This is a genomic window from Sporosarcina sp. Marseille-Q4063, from assembly GCF_018309085.1.
Classification (GTDB): Bacteria; Bacillota; Bacilli; order Bacillales_A; family Planococcaceae; genus Sporosarcina.
This window is the reverse complement of record NZ_CP070502.1, coordinates 1,520,445-1,535,600: the sequence shown is the minus strand read 5'-3', so window position 1 is coordinate 1,535,600 and position 15,156 is coordinate 1,520,445. Positions and strand designations below refer to the sequence as shown.

The following is a 15,156-nucleotide window of genomic DNA, read 5'->3' as shown; positions in this document are numbered from 1 at the left end:
GTAACAGAAATGCAACATCTAAAGGGTATGCTAGTAATGTAATATCAATTGACCCCCCTTTTGATATAGTAAGTACTTTTGGTCGCCCATCGGTTAGTTCCGGTAGGCGACCTTTTTTTGATCTTGAAACTGCCTTTTGTAGTAAATATGCGTTTCTAATGCAGTTTTGGTGCTCAAAGATGTATAATGGGTATAACCGTACAAGTAGAGTGGGGATGTAATGATGCAAAGAATTGCAAATCTATTGGTTGTAAAAGACAATCATGTATTATTATTAAAGAAGCCACGACGAGGATGGTACGTGGCTCCAGGCGGGAAAATGGATCCTGGTGAATCTATTTACGAAGCCGCGGTAAGAGAGTTTACTGAGGAGACGGGGACAACTCCGATTAACCCTCATCTAAAAGGCGTTTATACGATGATGATTAAAGATGACGTTGATAAAATTGTTAAAGACGAATGGATGCTGTATACATTTGTTGCTCATGACCTGGAAGGTGTTCCTTTTGAAACAACAGCTGAAGGGAAACTTGACTGGCACCCCATTGAAAGTTTACAAACACTTCCAATGGCAGAAGGAGATCGAACGAATTTATTGTTTGCAGTTTCCGAATCTGGAATGCAATACGGAACGTTCTTTTACACAGAACAATTCAAGCTGTTAAACGAAAAAATCCAAAAGTCTGTGGAAGGGGGATATTTAAATGACAGAAAATGAAAATGGTATAAACAATAATGATGTGGAACTCGTAATTATTACAGGTATGTCGGGCGCAGGAAAAACGGTCGCCATGCAAAGTTTTGAGGATCTCGGTTTTTATTGTATTGATAACTTGCCTCCGGAGTTGTTGGTGACCTTTCTTGATTTGATGATGAAATCGGACAATCCTATGAGACGGATAGCCGCCGTTATGGATACGCGGGGCGGAGATTTGTTTGATTCGCTTATCGGTGCGCTCGATGATTTATTGAAAGCGGAAGGCGTATCATCAAGAATATTATTCTTGGATGCGAATGATGAAGCACTCGTCAAGCGTTACAAAGAAAGCAGACGCTCGCACCCGCTTGCAGAAGGTGGTTTATTGCTTGAGGGAATTCGCAAAGAAAGACTATTGCTTTCCGAATTAAAGGGGCGCTCACGTTCAATTTATGATACGTCCAATTTACTTCCTCGCGAGTTAAGGGAGAAAATTATTGCAGAGTTTTCTTCAAGGAAAGATTCCGTATTCACATTGAACTTTATATCATTTGGATTCAAACACGGAATGCCAATTGACGCGGATGTCGTGTTCGATGTGCGTTTTCTGCCGAATCCGTTTTATATTAAAGAGTTAAAACCTAAAACGGGACTTGAAAGTGAAGTTTCTGAATATGTTCTAAAGTGGGGCGAAACTCAAATACTTCTTCAAAAGCTGACTGACTTGTTTAAGTTTCTAATTCCACAATATAAAAATGAAGGAAAATCGCAAGTAATTATCGCATTTGGATGTACTGGCGGACAACATCGTTCAGTGACGCTTGCTGAATATTTCGGTGCCCATTTCAACGAGGAATATCGGACATTCATAACTCATCGGGATATCGAAAAAAGAAAGGGTTGACAGAATGCCGCACTCGGGGGATATAAAGAAAGTTGTAATATTCGGTGGAGGAACAGGTCTTGCGACACTGGTTCGCGGATTGAAGAAATATCCAGTTGAAATTACAGCAGTTGTTACGGTTGCAGACGACGGCGGCAGTTCTGGCAGGCTGCTTGATGAATATGATATACCGCCTCCAGGGGATGTTCGTAATGTCATGGCGGCATTGTCGGATGTAGAGCCACTAATCGAGAAAATGTTTCAATATCGATTCGCAAGTTCAAAAGATTTAAAAGGTCATTCACTTGGTAATTTAATGCTTGCTGCACTGACGAATATTACCGGAGATTTTGCGCGTGCTGTTGAACAAATGAGTCATATTTTAAACATTCAGGGAAAAGTGCTCCCGGCAGCTAATCAACGTATCACTCTGCACGCGGAGCTCGAAGACGGGACGATCGTAACCGGCGAATCAAAAATTCCGGTATATGGTCGCCGCATTCGAAAAGTTTACTTGTCACCGCAAGAAGTCAAGCCGTTACCTGAAACGATCCAAGCAATTATGAATGCCGATTTAGTCGTTTTTGGTCCTGGAAGTTTATATACAAGCATATTGCCGACAATACTCGTGCAGGCGATTCGTGACGCAGTAATGGAATGTTCGGCCAAAAAGGTGTATATTTGCAACTTGACGACGCAAGCTGGAGAAACCTTTGAATACTCAGCTTCAGAACATGTTAAAGCACTATATGATCACGCGGGTGCGGCATTTATTGATACGGTATTATTAAATACGGCGGACTTTACTACGCTCTTTGAAGAAGGGGAATACAAAGGACCACCGTCGCCTGTTGAACATGATATGGAAGCATTGGAAAAGCTAGTGCCGAATGTCGTTAAAAGAGAAATTGCTACTTTAATCGATGGTCAAATTCGCCACGAATCAAAAAAAGTTGCTTCATGGCTTATTCAATATATGGAAAGTACGGCAGGCAGTAAAAAGATGTGATTAACTGGGAAAGGAGAGGTGTCATGTCTTTCGCATCAAGAACTAAAAAAGAATTAACCCAAATGGAAGGGGAAGACTGTTGCACACGTTCCGAAGTTGCGGCGTTTATCCGTATGAACGGCTCGGTATCCTTTTCGAATAAATCATTAAGTCTAGATGTCCAAACTGAAAATGCTGCGATTGCACGGCGTCTATATTCTAATTTGAGGCGTCTTTATCCATATAAAATTGAATTGCTCGTACGGAAAAAAATGCAGTTGAAGAAAAACAATGTGTATATTTGCCGTATTCGAGAAGGGGCAAAACCGCTTCTCAAAGATTTACTTATTCTTACAGGAACTTTTGAATTTAAGAATGAGATTTCTCAGGAGTTAGTGAAGGATAATTGTTGCAAACGCGCATATCTTCGAGGCGCATTTCTAGCGGGGGGATCGGTAAATAATCCGAAGACCTCTTCCTACCACTTGGAGATATTTTCGATTTATAAGGAACATAGTGAAGCGTTAGTTGATTTGATGAATGAATTTCATTTGAATGCGAAATCAATCGAACGTAAAAATGGCTACATTGCATACTTAAAAGAAGCTGAGAAAATATCGGATTTTTTAAGAATCGTCGGGGCGCACTCAGCGTTGATGAAGTTTGAGGATATACGGATATTGCGCGATATGCGAAATAGTGTAAATCGACTTGTAAACTGCGAGACCGCTAATATGAATAAAACAATTAGCGCAGCGCAACGACAAGTTGGGAATATCGAATTTATTCAAAAAACGATCGGATTGGATCAGCTACCGGACAGACTTCAGGAAATCGCGCGTCTACGGGTTGAAAACCAAGACATCACTTTGAAGGAACTTGGTGAACTTGTTTCTGGTGCTTCGGTTAGTAAATCAGGTGTGAATCATCGGTTAAGAAAAATAGAAGAAATTGCGGACAAACTTCGTAATGGAGAAATTGGCATTACGTAAGGTCACGTTACAAAGGAGTATGAATAATTATGATGGAAAAAGAAGTGGAAGTAAAAATGAAGCCCGGGCTTCAAGCCAGGCAGGCAGCATTATTCGTGCAGGAGGCAAATCGATTTGCGGCGGATATCTTTTTGAAAAAGGATGATCGTCAGGTAAATGCGAAAAGTATTATGGGCATTATGAGTTTGGCGATTGCACAAGGAACAATGGTTACCCTTATGGCAAAGGGTAGTGATGAAGAGAAAGCGCTTACGTCATTGGCTGAACTTGTTGAAAGTGAAAAATAGTTAAAATAAATAACCGTCGCTCGTCTAATTAACGAGAAACGGTTTTTGTTTTGGGGAAATATAGTGCCGTATACAAAATAAGATAATGATTGTAAGGACCGTTGATTTCCATTGCGGGCGGCCGGTGAGCCTCCTCGTTCGCTGTGCGCTGCCCCCCTAATATTGGACACGCCATCTAATATTAGGAGGCCCAAAAAGAATGTCCAAGTATACAAAAGAATTTAAACTTCTAGTAGCCAAACGTTATGAACATGAAAATATTAGTTACCGAGACCTGGCAGAAAAGGTCGGAGTCGACAACTCTGTAATTCGTTACTGGGTGCTACTGTTTCGACATCATGGTGATAATGCATTCGATTTTCCCTATACAAACTATCCAGGAGCCTTTAAACTAAGGGTAATTCAATTTATCAATGAAACGGATTACTCTATTCGAGAGGCATCGGCTATTTTCCATATCCCGGATCCTAGTATGGTTCGTAGGTGGAAGAAAAGGTGGGAGACAGCTGGTGAAGGTGCCCTTGAAACAAAAGAAAAGGGGCCTTCTACAATGAAATCTCGCAATCAAAAGAAAAGCACTTCCAAAGATCTTGTCGACCAATCAAGAGAAGCCATGGAAAAAGAACTCGAATATCTTCGTATGGAGAATGCCTATCTAAAAAAGCTGGAAGCCTTAGTTCAGGAAGAAAGATCACCAAAAAGATTAAAACGAAAGTAATATTTCTACTAAGGCATGAATTCCCAGTGAACAAGATGGTAAAGATAGCCGGTATTGCAAGAAGCACCTACTACAACATCGTAAATAGTTTCAAGCAGCCAGACCCCGACCGGAAGTGGAAGAGAAGAATCAACTTCATCTACCACCGACACAAAGGGCGCCTTGGGTATCGACGCATCACCGACGTCCTGAACGAAAAAGGACACACGATAAACAAGAAGAAAGTTCTTCGGATTATGCGAGACCTGGGGCTTCAATGTATTGTCCGAATGAAGAAGTACAAATCCTATAAAGGTGCATTCGGGAAAGCAGCCCCAAATATCTTGAACCGCAATTTCAAAGCGGAAAAACCCAACGAAAAATGGGTTACAGACGTTACAGAATTTAAATTATTTGGACAGAATTTATATCTCTCTCCTATTTTAGACCTGTTCAACGGCGAAATCATTACCTATACGCTTCAATCGAGGCCTACGTTTGATTTAGTGGAAACAATGTTAAAGCAGTCACTTGAATACGTAAAAGAAGACGATGAGCTCTTGATCCACTCAGATCAAGGCTGGCATTATCGAATGCCACAATATTGTCAGATACTAAAGGAATACAACATCACACAGAGCATGTCGCGAAAAGGAAACTGTTACGACAATGCCGTCATCGAGAACTTTTTCGGAATCCTTAAATATGAATTCCTGTTCCTGCAGGAGTTCGATGATCTTGAACACTTTAAAGAGGAACTAGAACAGTATATCTATTATTATAATCATTTAAGAATCAAGTCCAGATTAGAGCGGAAAAGCCCAATGGGCTATCGGAAAAAATACGAACTCGCTGCTTAGAAAAATAGTGTCCAATTTTAAGGGTCCAGTGCACTGCGCTGCCTGTGGGGTCTCACCTATTCCGCTGGAGTCGCCGCCCTCCATTCCAATCAACTAATTTCACTATACGGACTGTGTTACTATGTGTTGTCGTATCAATCGAGTTGCTTGAGCATCAGTTTTCATGTAGGCGGAAGGTCACGACTTGCAAGCAAAATCTTTTGAGTGCAAGCAAATGCCATATGAGTGCAAGCAAACCACCTAAAACTGCAAGCAAAACCTATTGGAGTGCAAGCAAATCGCTTATAAGTGCAACTAAAATTACTGATTACAATATAAAGCGTCAAATAAAAAAATATAGAAAGAGCATTTCAAATGCTCTTTCTATATTTACGCTTACTTAATTATTATTTGTTTTCTTTCATGTCGCTGCGCGTGATGATGTGATCGATTAGACCGTATTCTTTTGCGCGTTCAGCTGTCATGAAGTTATCGCGTTCTGTATCAGCAGCGATTACATCAATCGGTTGTCCTGTACGTTCAGCAAGGATTGTATTGAGCTTTTCGCGAAGGAATAGAATTCTTTTCGCAGCAATCTCAATTTCAGTTGCTTGACCTTGTGCGCCGCCAAGTGGTTGGTGAATCATGACTTCAGCATTCGGTAAAGCGTATCGTTTGCCTTTAGTACCGGCTGCAAGAAGGAATGCACCCATTGATGCTGACATCCCGATACAAATTGTTTGGATATCAGGTTTAATGAATTGCATCGTATCGAAAATTGCCATACCGGCGGTGATGCTCCCACCCGGGCTATTAATGTAGATTGAAATGTCTTTTTCTGGATCCTCTGCTTCAAGGAATAGAAGCTGAGCAACAAGCGAGTTTGCAACGTTATCATCAATTGCGCTTCCAAGCATGATAATCCGGTCTTTCAACAAACGGGAGTAAATATCATAAGCACGTTCCCCGCGGCTTGTTTGTTCAATTACTGTAGGTATTAACATAATAATTCCTCCTTAAATTCAACTGTACTTGTATCATAACATAGCATGGTCAATAAAGGTCAAATTTAAAGCCTTATAAAAATACCTTGCTTTTCTGTGTAATCATTAGTACAATTTATAATGTTGCTGTGAAAGTAGCAAAACCTTTTGTCCTCGTGGTGCAATGGATAGCACGTAAGCCTCCGAAGCTTAAAATGTGGGTTCGACTCCCGCCGAGGGCGTAATTACAATAATTTTGGATAAGTTAAGAGAAGGGAAATCACTTGGAAACGTTGTTACAACAGCGTTTGTAAGTGGTTTTTTATTTTAGGGAATTCGATTGAATACGGTAGTAAATGAAAATTTTATACACAAATTATACACAAATCTCATCCTAATCCTTTCTTCATTTCTGTAAATGTCATTACTGTATTTAAAGTATCTTTTGCTCTTAACTCATTTAAAACATGTGCGTAATGCCTCATTGTTGTATCGATTGTTCGATGACCTAATCTTTCTGAAACAAAATAAATTGAAATCCCTTTGTACAACAGAATACTAGCATGTGTGTGTCTTAATCCATGAACAGTAATATGTCTTATCCCCAATTCATCCAATATTATTCTTAAACTTTTATTTACTGCTGCATTTGTTAGCACGTTTGATTTATTATATGGACTGAAGAAAACCAAGTCGTGCAAATTAGGCGGAGTTTCCTCAAATAAATCCTTAAAGACATTCATGGTATCTTGGTCTATTAAGATTACGCGCTCTGATGAATTGTTTTTTGTGGTTGAAAATCCGGATCCATCTTTATAATCCCAAGTCCTTTTTACGTGTAATAAATTGTTGTTGAAATCGAAATCATCTCTGGTTAGGCCTACAAGCTCCCCAAAACGCATTCCAGATGTTAATGCAAGTAGAAGTAGGTAAAAGCTAAGTGAACGATCCAAACGTTTGTATAAGCCTTTCATGAGTTTACAGCTATCTGTATAATTTAGATGTTTTTCTTCTGGCCTTTTTGGCTGATTATTACCTGTAACAACTGCATCTCTAGTAAAATCCACACGAACTAAACCTTCGTCTATTGCTTCTCTAACACATGCCCTTATGTGATTATGTAATTTCCTGGTTGTTTCTTTAGCCCAAGTTTTTGCGAAGGTGTTTAAAAAGTCCTGATATTCACGTTTTTTTATATTTTGAATAGGTCTATAACCAAAATAACTTTCAATTGCTCTCAAAGAATCTTTATAACGTTTTTTGGTGAAATTGCTAATATCCGTTTTATAAATTTTTACCCACCCTTCGAAATAATTAACAAAAGGTTCAGGTGTTAAGAATGGATTTATTCCTTTATGTAAATCTGATTCTATTTGGGCAGCAGCCACCTGTGCTTCTTTTTTTGTTCGAAAACCTCCTTTTCTAATAGGTTTTTGTTCTCCGTTAACCATACGACTAACTTGGTATTGCCAAGTTTTATTTCTTTTTTGAAATGAAGCCACTTTAATTCTATCCTTTCTATAAAGAAATTATAATCTAGCCAAAAAACAAAAATCCCGATTCTGTAACCACTTTTCCAATCTTACATCCGCAAAGGTATGTTCAACGTTGAATAGAGTTGCAATTAGTCCAACTGCTTCGCATCTAAGTCGTGGTAATTCCAAATGATTCAACATAAACGTTGGGATACAAAAATGAAATGCAAACTGTTCTGCTTGCCACTCTTGATACTTGCGAAATGGATCGTTCATAGAGAACTGGTATCCCTCATGGTTCAAAATGTGAGCCAGCTCATGTGCAAAGTCCTGCCAAATCTCCTGTTTTGTTTGATTCTCATTAAGAAAAATACAGTAAGCCCCTCCCAAATTATTCGCCTCACTAGACTCATCGAAGTAATAGGTATTGATTTGTAAAATTTCTGAAATAGTTTCGATAAGAGCGTCATGATAAAGCTGTGATGGTTCTGAAATGTTTAGCAAACGATAAATTGAAAGAACCTTTTCTTCTATTAAAGACAGACCAGAAAGTTTCAAAGTTAATTCGACATCCTTTTCACGAACTGATAGGAATGTATGTTCGGTTAATAGTTATAATAATACCCTATCTCGATAAAAAAGATAGGGTTTATATTTTTCTATGATTTTAAAAGACGTTTTATTTCTCTGCGTTTTTAATAATATCCCACATTTTACGCAATTTCCGCAAATCTTCTTCATCAGAATTAGGTAATTCCGAGTGCCAACGTTTTAAGTCAGGATCGGAAATAGCTTTTTGGAATCCCTCTTCGTCATTGCCATAAGGGGAAAGGTTATTCGTGCGGCCAAGAAGGAAATCAGTTGAAACATTATAAAGATCTGCCAATTTCTTTAATATTTCAGTATCAGGATCACGATAATCTCTTTCATAGTTAGATAATACAGCATTGGTAATACCAACTTTTTTTGCTACATCTACCTGTGACCAATTTCTTTTTTCTCTTTCCTTTTTTAACCGAACTCCTAAGCTCATATAATCACCATTTCCATTTTTCTAACCTATAAGTAATTATACCCTAATTCAACGTAAAGTTAATACTTTTCAACTAAAAGTTGAATTATAACTTGACAATAAACGATAAGTTGAATAGAGTGAAATTAGAAATTAAACTTTACGTTGAATTAATTATCTTGGGTGGTGAATAAATGACGAGTTCAGTAAATAAGAAAATTAGATGTATTAGGAAGAAGTTAAATGTTAATCAATCACTTATTGCTGAAAAGCTTAACATTACAGTACAGTCCTACAGTATGAAAGAGAGAGGGGCACGCCCGATTACTACTGCCGAGTTAGAAACAATTGCAAAACAATTAAAAGTACCAGTCGCTATTTTTTTTGAAAAATGATTCAACGTAAAGTTTAAATTTAATCCAATTCAACAAATCAAAGAAGGAGGAACCGGAATGGTGCAACAACTTTCAGTCAATCTTACAATTCCAATTCCGCAAGATTCTGTATTGATCGGCAAAGTGGAACTTGAAGAATTAAGAAAACTAGAACTAAGTGGCGTGTATTGGAGCATGAAAGAGTTAGAACATCGTACAGGCAAAAAACACGAATGGTTAAAAGAAAATATTCTTTTTCGACAACAATTTCGAAAAGAACTTGATAGCGAGAATGGTGGCTTTGTTTTCTATCCAAAAGGAAAAGGTCAGACCTGGTCATTTCAAGCATCAAAGATGGCAGTTTTTCTAGATAAGAACTTCCATCGAGTTTTTAGGTAACGGGGATAAGGAGAAATCTTCGGATGATTAATATGCAGTGCATATAACAAATGCACAAACTAAGAAAGGATGAAGAGATATGACATACTTTGTAGTTCAGGTTCGGAGCGGTACGGAAATTGAAGTGAAAGACATGTTGAATAATGTTTTGAATAGAGTAGGCGATTCAATGGTTAAAGCTATCTATGCAATGGAAACATTCACTGAAATTATTCGTGATGGCAATACTGCTGTTGATCTTTCGGAATTAAATTCAGAGGACATTTCTGAACACTTGTATGTAAAAAGGATCCAAGCAGGCCTAAACAATCTTCGCATCGCTTGTGACAAACTGAAAGAATACAAAGATGCCAATTCTCTTGCATTGCTTGAAACTTACAAAGACAGTATCCGTGGATTATCTAAAGAATTAAGAGAGGTTCGAATGAATACGAAGAAAATAAGTAGCGTTATAAGCGGCTATATTTTAGTGGAGTTAAATGTAGATTTTTATTACTTCCCAGATAATTTGTGGCATTTAGTAAAATCTGTGCCCAATGTAACTGGAATTCCAAGTAAGTATAATGTTCCGCAAGAAGAAGTCGATGCTTTTTTTCAACAGGTAGATACTACACCAGAAGTGGAAATGCAATTTGAAGAACTTCTTTCAAGTGAAGAAGCTGTTGAAGTTAGAAATGAAATTCTGTATGAAGCGAATAAAGTTATTGGTACCGATGAAGAAAAAGTGTTACTTGAAAAAATTGATATTATTGCTACTGATGTTGTTGAATCTATTAATGAAATGAAAAATGACATTAATTCTTCTAACTCAATCAAGAGAAACGTAGAACGATGTAAAGCTTATATTCGTCGTAAACGACAAACAGTAGTTGTGCCTTTGGATATATTCTTGAATCTTTATAATGATATTGAAGTACAAAGCCTTTTCCCAGCCCAGAGTTCTTTCGAATTTTTTAAACGCTTTATATCCATATTGTGTGGACACGACAAGATGGTGAGTATGGAATGAATGAATTCATAGGAAAAGTTGTAAGGGTTCTTTATCGGAATGAGGATTTTCTGATTGCTAAATTGCAAACGGATAAAGAAGAACTCACAATTAAAGGGAGCATTTACGGGGTAGACAAAGGTGAAGAAGTAAAGGTTCGCGGTGCTTGGGAAAATCATGCGAAGTTTGGGAAACAGCTCGCGGTGGAGTTTTGGGAAAGACCGATTCCTCAAACAAAAGATCAAGTTATTGCATTCCTTTCATCATCTCTTGTAAAAGGATGTGGACCAAAGCAATCAATCATGATTGCTGAAAAGTTAGGTGAAAACGCTTTGATGATAATCACTCAACAAGGCGAAATAAGCTTACAAGGTATTAAAGGAATTGGGAAGAAGCGGGCTAATAACATCGTAGAAAGCATCAGGTCTACGTTTGAGGTACAGAAAATCATTGCGGAATTACTTGTGTTCGGAATAACCGCAAGTATGGCAATGCGGCTGTATAAAGAGTATGGGTCAAATACGGTAGCAATAGTTACAAAAAATCCATACAAGCTAACAGAATTAAACCTGATAGGATTCTTAAAGGCTGATGAGATTGCTCAAAAGATGGGTATATCACCCTTATCAGGATATCGCATTGATGCTTGTGTGAACTATGTCTTGAAAGAAAAGTGCTTCACTTCCGGCCATTGTTATATCACTGAAGAAAGTCTTCTTGCGGAAGCTGCCCGTTCGTTAAATCATAATACACTTGATGAAAACAAAGTTTCGATGGATGAATTAACACAAAGTATTTACCGTTTAGAAGAGAAACATATCGTTATTGAAGATAATTTCGTTTATCCAAAGTTTTTATTCACATATGAAGATAGGTTAGCTCGGAAACTTTCAGAAATGAGAGGTTCTCGGGATGGCGTAGCATTGCCTTCGTTAGATAAGCAGATACTCAAGTATCAAAAGAAGCGGGGAATAATTCTCGCTGAGAAGCAACGTGAAGCGGTTAGACGGTTATTTGAAGAACAGATGTTAATACTTACTGGTGGTCCGGGTACAGGAAAGACTACCGTTATTCGTGCCATGCTCGACATGTACAAAGAAATGCATCCAGAAGACATTATATGCCTAGCTGCTCCAACCGGAAAGGCGAGTAGACAATTGTCAGAGGTGGCCGGACATGACGCATCTACAATCCACAGGCTGATTGGGTACCAGCAGGGAGAAATTCCAACCTATAATTGGCAAGATAAACTTCCTTGCGATTTGTTAGTCGTTGACGAAATGTCGATGGTGGATGTTCAGTTGGCTAGTTTACTGTTAGATGCACTTGAAAGAGACACGAAAATTCTCTTTGTGGGTGATAGGGATCAATTGCCATCAGTTAGTCCTGGGAACGTTCTAAGTGACTTGATTCAGTCAGGATTACCAACTGTGGCCCTTACAGAAGTATTTAGACAAGCACAGGAAAGCCAAATCATTAGTAATGCCCATAGAGTTAATCAAGGTAAATCACTTCTTATCGACGGCGATAAAGGTGATTTTTATTTTATTAATCAGGAAGATCCAAAAGGAATTGCAGCATTGATTGTTAAAAGTGCTTTACGTTTTCAAGAATTAGGTTATTCCATATCGGATATTTTAATATTAAGTCCGATGAAAAAAGGACCTGCTGGAACACTTGCATTGAATAAACAGTTAAGAGATGCCTTAAACCCTGCTGAATCTACTAAAAATGAATGGGAGATTGGGAAAAGGCTATTCCGACTTGGTGATAAAGTCATTCAAATTAAAAATAATCAATCAAAAGGTGTTTTTAATGGCGATATTGGTGTGATTACTAATATTTCAAAAGAAGTAAATAAAGATAATGAAATCGTTGAAAAAATGACATGCGATTTTATGGGAGTAAAAGTATCATACGAAAAGAGTGAAACCAACGAATTAGAATTAGGTTATGCCATCACTATTCACAAGTCACAGGGCGGTGAAGCGCCTATAGTTATAATCCCTGCTACCACGAGCCATTATGTTATGTTGGCGCGGAATTTAATGTATACAGGCATGACAAGGGCAAAAGAAAGAATCGTTTTGATTGGTACACAAAAGGCGATGGAAATTGCTATTGGAAATAATAAACTCACTGAAAGAAACAGTGGCTTATCAGATCGTATCACTTCGTATACCGAATATAACAACCGGTTCAGTAGGGAAGATGCAAGCGGTGGGAGGGGGTGATATGGACATGCGTGACGCTGTAGAAACAGCAGAAAAGCAAGCTAGAATTCGCGATGGTGAAAGGTTAGTTGATGTAGCTGCTGTAGCAATAGAGGAACAGAAAGCAAATGGGCAAGGTTACGCCCTTTACAAGTTGAAAAATAAAAACAAGGCATTGTTTGTTCAAACAATTCAAGAAAACCTCGATGTGCTTATCAGGAAAGAATACCTGACAAATGCAGAGTTAGGTTTTCTTTTTTCTTTGATGCCGTTGGTCCAGTTGCATTCAAATGGGATTACTGATAGAGAATCCGGACAATTTATGACAGTATCAGAAATTGCAAAGTATTTAAATCGTGATCGAACAGGAATTAGTGCAATAATCCAAAGTCTTCTTGTAAAAGGCATATTATTTGAACTGGTGGATTCACAGGAGATTAAGGAACATAAAAGAAGTGTTACTCGTCGACCATTATTTATGAATCCTGAAATTATTTATGCCGGAGATCGGAACAGAATAAATGCTACATTATCGAAGTTGGTTATCGAATTTGACAAATTGGAAAGAAAAAAGGCTTTGCTTTCCTGGAAGCTATGGATAAAAAATGGAGAAGAGTTTGGAAGGTTGTATAGCAGGAAAAGTTATTTGGAATTCAAAAAAATGAAATGAATTAGCGAGGTGTCGAGAAAATACGACACCCATTATTGTTGATTTATATAAAGTTTCAGCACTTCATTTAGAGGGTGTCGAAAAAAATCTACACCTTCTATGCGCATGTTGAAGGGATTAATATGAAAATGGGGTGTCGAAAAATATCGACACATGTGTAGATAAATCTCTACACGTAAAAGGCCGCGTAAACGTTGTTGTGAAAGCATTTTTGGGGAATTTCAGGAAGACATTCTATCTCACTCTTATATATACAACTGCCATACTAGAATTTTCACCTGTATTTTGAGGGTATAGTTCGGAGGAAAGTAGTTGTAATTTAAAGCGTATGATATGTCATTATGTTTTATAAAAGATTGCACACCCCATTATTTTGCAGTAGTTTTGGAAATTGAAATTGGGACGAATTAAAACCTGGGCTGGAAAAAAGGGAAGAATCGCGATGTCTGCTCTTTCAGCCCTTCAATTATTCAGCCCATGTTTTAACGCATTCAACGCCATGATCCAAATTTAATATAGTGAATATTTATGTGAATCAAACCCGTTCAGTTGAGTGGTATAAAAAGTGAAGTAACGATTCAATTACATCGAAATTAGAATACTTTTCCTTTTTCTAAAGGTTTTTGGGGTATCTTTGCTATAATGATATTCAGTATTAAAAAAGTTCTTGAAGTTCAACAAACGGGCCAGAATGATAGGTAGGAGATGTGATATATGGGATTTCTTCTGTTTTTTATTATTCATATACTAATTGGGATAGCATTTATATATTTTTACGGAGAATTGCCAAAGGCTACTTCTACATTTCTTATGGTGTTTTTCACTTTCACTTTAATTTATTTGGGAATAGCCGTGTTTAGTTCTCTGTAATTGGGCTCGATTGTTTAAGAAGCAAGATAAAGTAATAACCAAAAAACGCTGATTATTTTCAGTGTTTTTTTGTTGCAAAAATCCCATGTTTCACTCTTCACTCTTTAATTTCTCTTCAATAGTATTTTACGTGCTTTGATAAGTTTTTTGTACAACACAACTGAACGGGAATATGTTAATCGTAACCACTTTTGTACCTGTCAAAAGCAATCGAAATGTTTTGGTTGTTTTTAAGAGGAACAAAATCATTAATTGGAAGGAAGGGGATATAAATTGGGATAGGAAAAAATGAAGGAAGCAAATGATAGTTTAGAATCGAGGTTGATTCATGGAGTGGTCCACACACGCTTTATCAGGAATGGTAGCCGGATATACAGTTACAGGAGGTGATTGGCGGGGAGCGGTGGTAGGAGGAATTGCAGGTGTGCTACCGGATCTCGATGAACCGAAGTCTAAATTTGGGAAGGTGTTCTTTTTCATAGCTATACCACTTAATTCTATATTTGGTCATCGGACTTTTACACACTCCCTGCTATTTTCATTATTAGCAGGGCTTTTTATTTATCTGTTTACAGATTGGTGGGTGGCTTTGTCAGTGAGTGCAGGAATACTTTCACATATTGCTGGAGATATGCTTACTGGAAAAGTGAAGTTCTTCTATCCGTCTGCTAAGTCCGTTGGGATTCCGATTCCATCATTTGGTTTTACATGGATAGACCGAATTACAAGACTGTTACTTGTCTTAACTATTGGCTGGATTGTAATTACAAAAGTAATTTGAATTTATAG

16 protein-coding genes and 1 tRNA gene are annotated in these 15,156 nt (G+C 37.8%); 13 read left to right on the top strand and 4 right to left on the bottom strand.

Annotation, left to right across the window (positions count from 1 at the left end; all coding sequences use genetic code 11):
- Positions 1-223: 223 nt before the first annotated feature.
- The 6 genes from JSQ81_RS07860 to JSQ81_RS07835 all read left to right on the top strand — a co-directional run bounded on the left by JSQ81_RS07860 (position 224) and on the right by JSQ81_RS07835 (position 5,404).
- Positions 224-718: an 8-oxo-dGTP diphosphatase gene (locus JSQ81_RS07860; protein WP_212607102.1), complete on the top strand. Its 495-nt coding sequence runs from the start codon at positions 224-226 to the stop codon at positions 716-718.
- The gene (rapZ, locus tag JSQ81_RS07855; protein WP_212607101.1) at positions 705-1,601 is read left to right on the top strand and encodes an RNase adapter RapZ; all 897 of its coding nucleotides are present in this window, start codon (positions 705-707) and stop codon (positions 1,599-1,601) included. Before JSQ81_RS07860 ends, rapZ begins: the two co-directional genes overlap by 14 nt.
- Positions 1,602-1,605: 4 nt before the next feature.
- Positions 1,606-2,589: a gluconeogenesis factor YvcK family protein gene (gene yvcK, locus JSQ81_RS07850; protein ID WP_212607100.1), complete on the top strand. Its 984-nt coding sequence runs from the start codon at positions 1,606-1,608 to the stop codon at positions 2,587-2,589.
- 23 nt (positions 2,590-2,612) lie between these two features.
- Positions 2,613-3,560, top strand: coding sequence for a DNA-binding protein WhiA (gene whiA, locus JSQ81_RS07845; RefSeq protein WP_212607099.1), 948 nt, complete (start codon positions 2,613-2,615; stop codon positions 3,558-3,560).
- Positions 3,561-3,589: 29 nt separating this feature from the next.
- Positions 3,590-3,847, top strand: coding sequence for an HPr family phosphocarrier protein (locus JSQ81_RS07840; RefSeq protein ID WP_212607098.1), 258 nt, complete (start codon positions 3,590-3,592; stop codon positions 3,845-3,847).
- A 199-nt stretch (positions 3,848-4,046) separates the two neighbouring features.
- Positions 4,047-5,404 (top strand): IS3 family transposase gene (locus tag JSQ81_RS07835; RefSeq protein WP_212607097.1). Its coding sequence is split into 2 segments (ribosomal slippage): positions 4,047-4,515 and positions 4,515-5,404, totalling 1,359 coding nucleotides; the frame shifts between segments, so codons are not numbered across the junction.
- Positions 5,405-5,790: 386 nt separating this feature from the next.
- On the opposite strand, the gene clpP is transcribed toward JSQ81_RS07835, so the two are convergent.
- Positions 5,791-6,390, bottom strand: coding sequence for an ATP-dependent Clp endopeptidase proteolytic subunit ClpP (gene clpP, locus JSQ81_RS07830; protein WP_305849488.1), 600 nt, complete (start codon positions 6,388-6,390; stop codon positions 5,791-5,793).
- Between the two features lie 146 nt (positions 6,391-6,536).
- On the opposite strand from clpP, the gene JSQ81_RS07825 reads away from it, so the two are divergent.
- Positions 6,537-6,608, top strand: a tRNA-Arg gene (locus tag JSQ81_RS07825).
- Between the two features lie 147 nt (positions 6,609-6,755).
- Here the strand turns inward: JSQ81_RS07825 and JSQ81_RS07820 are convergent.
- The 3 genes from JSQ81_RS07820 to JSQ81_RS07810 all read right to left on the bottom strand — a co-directional run bounded on the left by JSQ81_RS07820 (position 6,756) and on the right by JSQ81_RS07810 (position 8,874).
- On the bottom strand, positions 6,756-7,868 hold the full coding sequence (locus tag JSQ81_RS07820) for a site-specific integrase (protein WP_212607096.1): 1,113 nt from the start codon (positions 7,866-7,868) through the stop codon (positions 6,756-6,758).
- Between the two features lie 27 nt (positions 7,869-7,895).
- On the bottom strand, positions 7,896-8,399 hold the full coding sequence (locus tag JSQ81_RS07815; RefSeq protein ID WP_212607095.1) for an ImmA/IrrE family metallo-endopeptidase: 504 nt from the start codon (positions 8,397-8,399) through the stop codon (positions 7,896-7,898).
- 121 nt (positions 8,400-8,520) lie between these two features.
- Positions 8,521-8,874 carry a helix-turn-helix domain-containing protein gene (locus JSQ81_RS07810; RefSeq protein ID WP_212607094.1) on the bottom strand — a complete coding sequence of 118 codons (354 nt, stop codon included), beginning with the start codon at positions 8,872-8,874 and terminating at the stop codon, positions 8,521-8,523.
- Between the two features lie 173 nt (positions 8,875-9,047).
- Between JSQ81_RS07810 and JSQ81_RS07805 the strand changes: the two genes are divergently transcribed.
- The 6 genes from JSQ81_RS07805 to JSQ81_RS07780 all read left to right on the top strand — a co-directional run bounded on the left by JSQ81_RS07805 (position 9,048) and on the right by JSQ81_RS07780 (position 15,148).
- A complete protein-coding gene (locus JSQ81_RS07805) occupies positions 9,048-9,248 on the top strand; it encodes a helix-turn-helix domain-containing protein (RefSeq protein WP_212607093.1) in 201 nt (66 codons plus the stop codon).
- A gap of 57 nt (positions 9,249-9,305) precedes the next feature.
- Positions 9,306-9,626, top strand: coding sequence for a DUF771 domain-containing protein (locus JSQ81_RS07800; protein WP_212607092.1), 321 nt, complete (start codon positions 9,306-9,308; stop codon positions 9,624-9,626).
- A 79-nt stretch (positions 9,627-9,705) separates the two neighbouring features.
- Positions 9,706-10,635, top strand: coding sequence for a transcription termination/antitermination NusG family protein (locus JSQ81_RS07795; RefSeq protein ID WP_212607091.1), 930 nt, complete (start codon positions 9,706-9,708; stop codon positions 10,633-10,635).
- Positions 10,632-12,848: an SF1B family DNA helicase RecD2 gene (locus tag JSQ81_RS07790; RefSeq protein WP_212607090.1), complete on the top strand. Its 2,217-nt coding sequence runs from the start codon at positions 10,632-10,634 to the stop codon at positions 12,846-12,848. Before JSQ81_RS07795 ends, JSQ81_RS07790 begins: the two co-directional genes overlap by 4 nt.
- Position 12,849: 1 nt before the next feature.
- The gene (locus JSQ81_RS07785) at positions 12,850-13,497 is read left to right on the top strand and encodes a MarR family transcriptional regulator (protein ID WP_212607089.1); all 648 of its coding nucleotides are present in this window, start codon (positions 12,850-12,852) and stop codon (positions 13,495-13,497) included.
- Positions 13,498-14,695: 1,198 nt separating this feature from the next.
- Entirely contained in the window at positions 14,696-15,148 is a 453-nt protein-coding gene (locus JSQ81_RS07780; protein WP_212607088.1) for a metal-dependent hydrolase, read from the top strand.
- Positions 15,149-15,156: the final 8 nt, after the last annotated feature.

What these genes read in the sequence shown, in the direction of transcription:
- JSQ81_RS07860 (WP_212607102.1), top strand. Translation starts at nt 224, where the DNA reads ATGCAAAGAATTGCAAATCTATTGGTTGTAAAAGACAATCATGTATTA.
- rapZ (WP_212607101.1), top strand. Translation starts at nt 705, where the DNA reads ATGACAGAAAATGAAAATGGTATAAACAATAATGATGTGGAACTCGTA.
- yvcK (WP_212607100.1), top strand. Translation starts at nt 1,606, where the DNA reads ATGCCGCACTCGGGGGATATAAAGAAAGTTGTAATATTCGGTGGAGGA.
- whiA (WP_212607099.1), top strand. Translation starts at nt 2,613, where the DNA reads ATGTCTTTCGCATCAAGAACTAAAAAAGAATTAACCCAAATGGAAGGG.
- JSQ81_RS07840 (WP_212607098.1), top strand. Translation starts at nt 3,590, where the DNA reads ATGATGGAAAAAGAAGTGGAAGTAAAAATGAAGCCCGGGCTTCAAGCC.
- JSQ81_RS07810 (WP_212607094.1), bottom strand. Translation starts at nt 8,874, where the DNA reads ATGAGCTTAGGAGTTCGGTTAAAAAAGGAAAGAGAAAAAAGAAATTGG.
- JSQ81_RS07805 (WP_212607093.1), top strand. Translation starts at nt 9,048, where the DNA reads ATGACGAGTTCAGTAAATAAGAAAATTAGATGTATTAGGAAGAAGTTA.
- JSQ81_RS07800 (WP_212607092.1), top strand. Translation starts at nt 9,306, where the DNA reads ATGGTGCAACAACTTTCAGTCAATCTTACAATTCCAATTCCGCAAGAT.
- JSQ81_RS07795 (WP_212607091.1), top strand. Translation starts at nt 9,706, where the DNA reads ATGACATACTTTGTAGTTCAGGTTCGGAGCGGTACGGAAATTGAAGTG.
- JSQ81_RS07790 (WP_212607090.1), top strand. Translation starts at nt 10,632, where the DNA reads ATGAATGAATTCATAGGAAAAGTTGTAAGGGTTCTTTATCGGAATGAG.
- JSQ81_RS07785 (WP_212607089.1), top strand. Translation starts at nt 12,850, where the DNA reads ATGGACATGCGTGACGCTGTAGAAACAGCAGAAAAGCAAGCTAGAATT.
- JSQ81_RS07780 (WP_212607088.1), top strand. Translation starts at nt 14,696, where the DNA reads ATGGAGTGGTCCACACACGCTTTATCAGGAATGGTAGCCGGATATACA.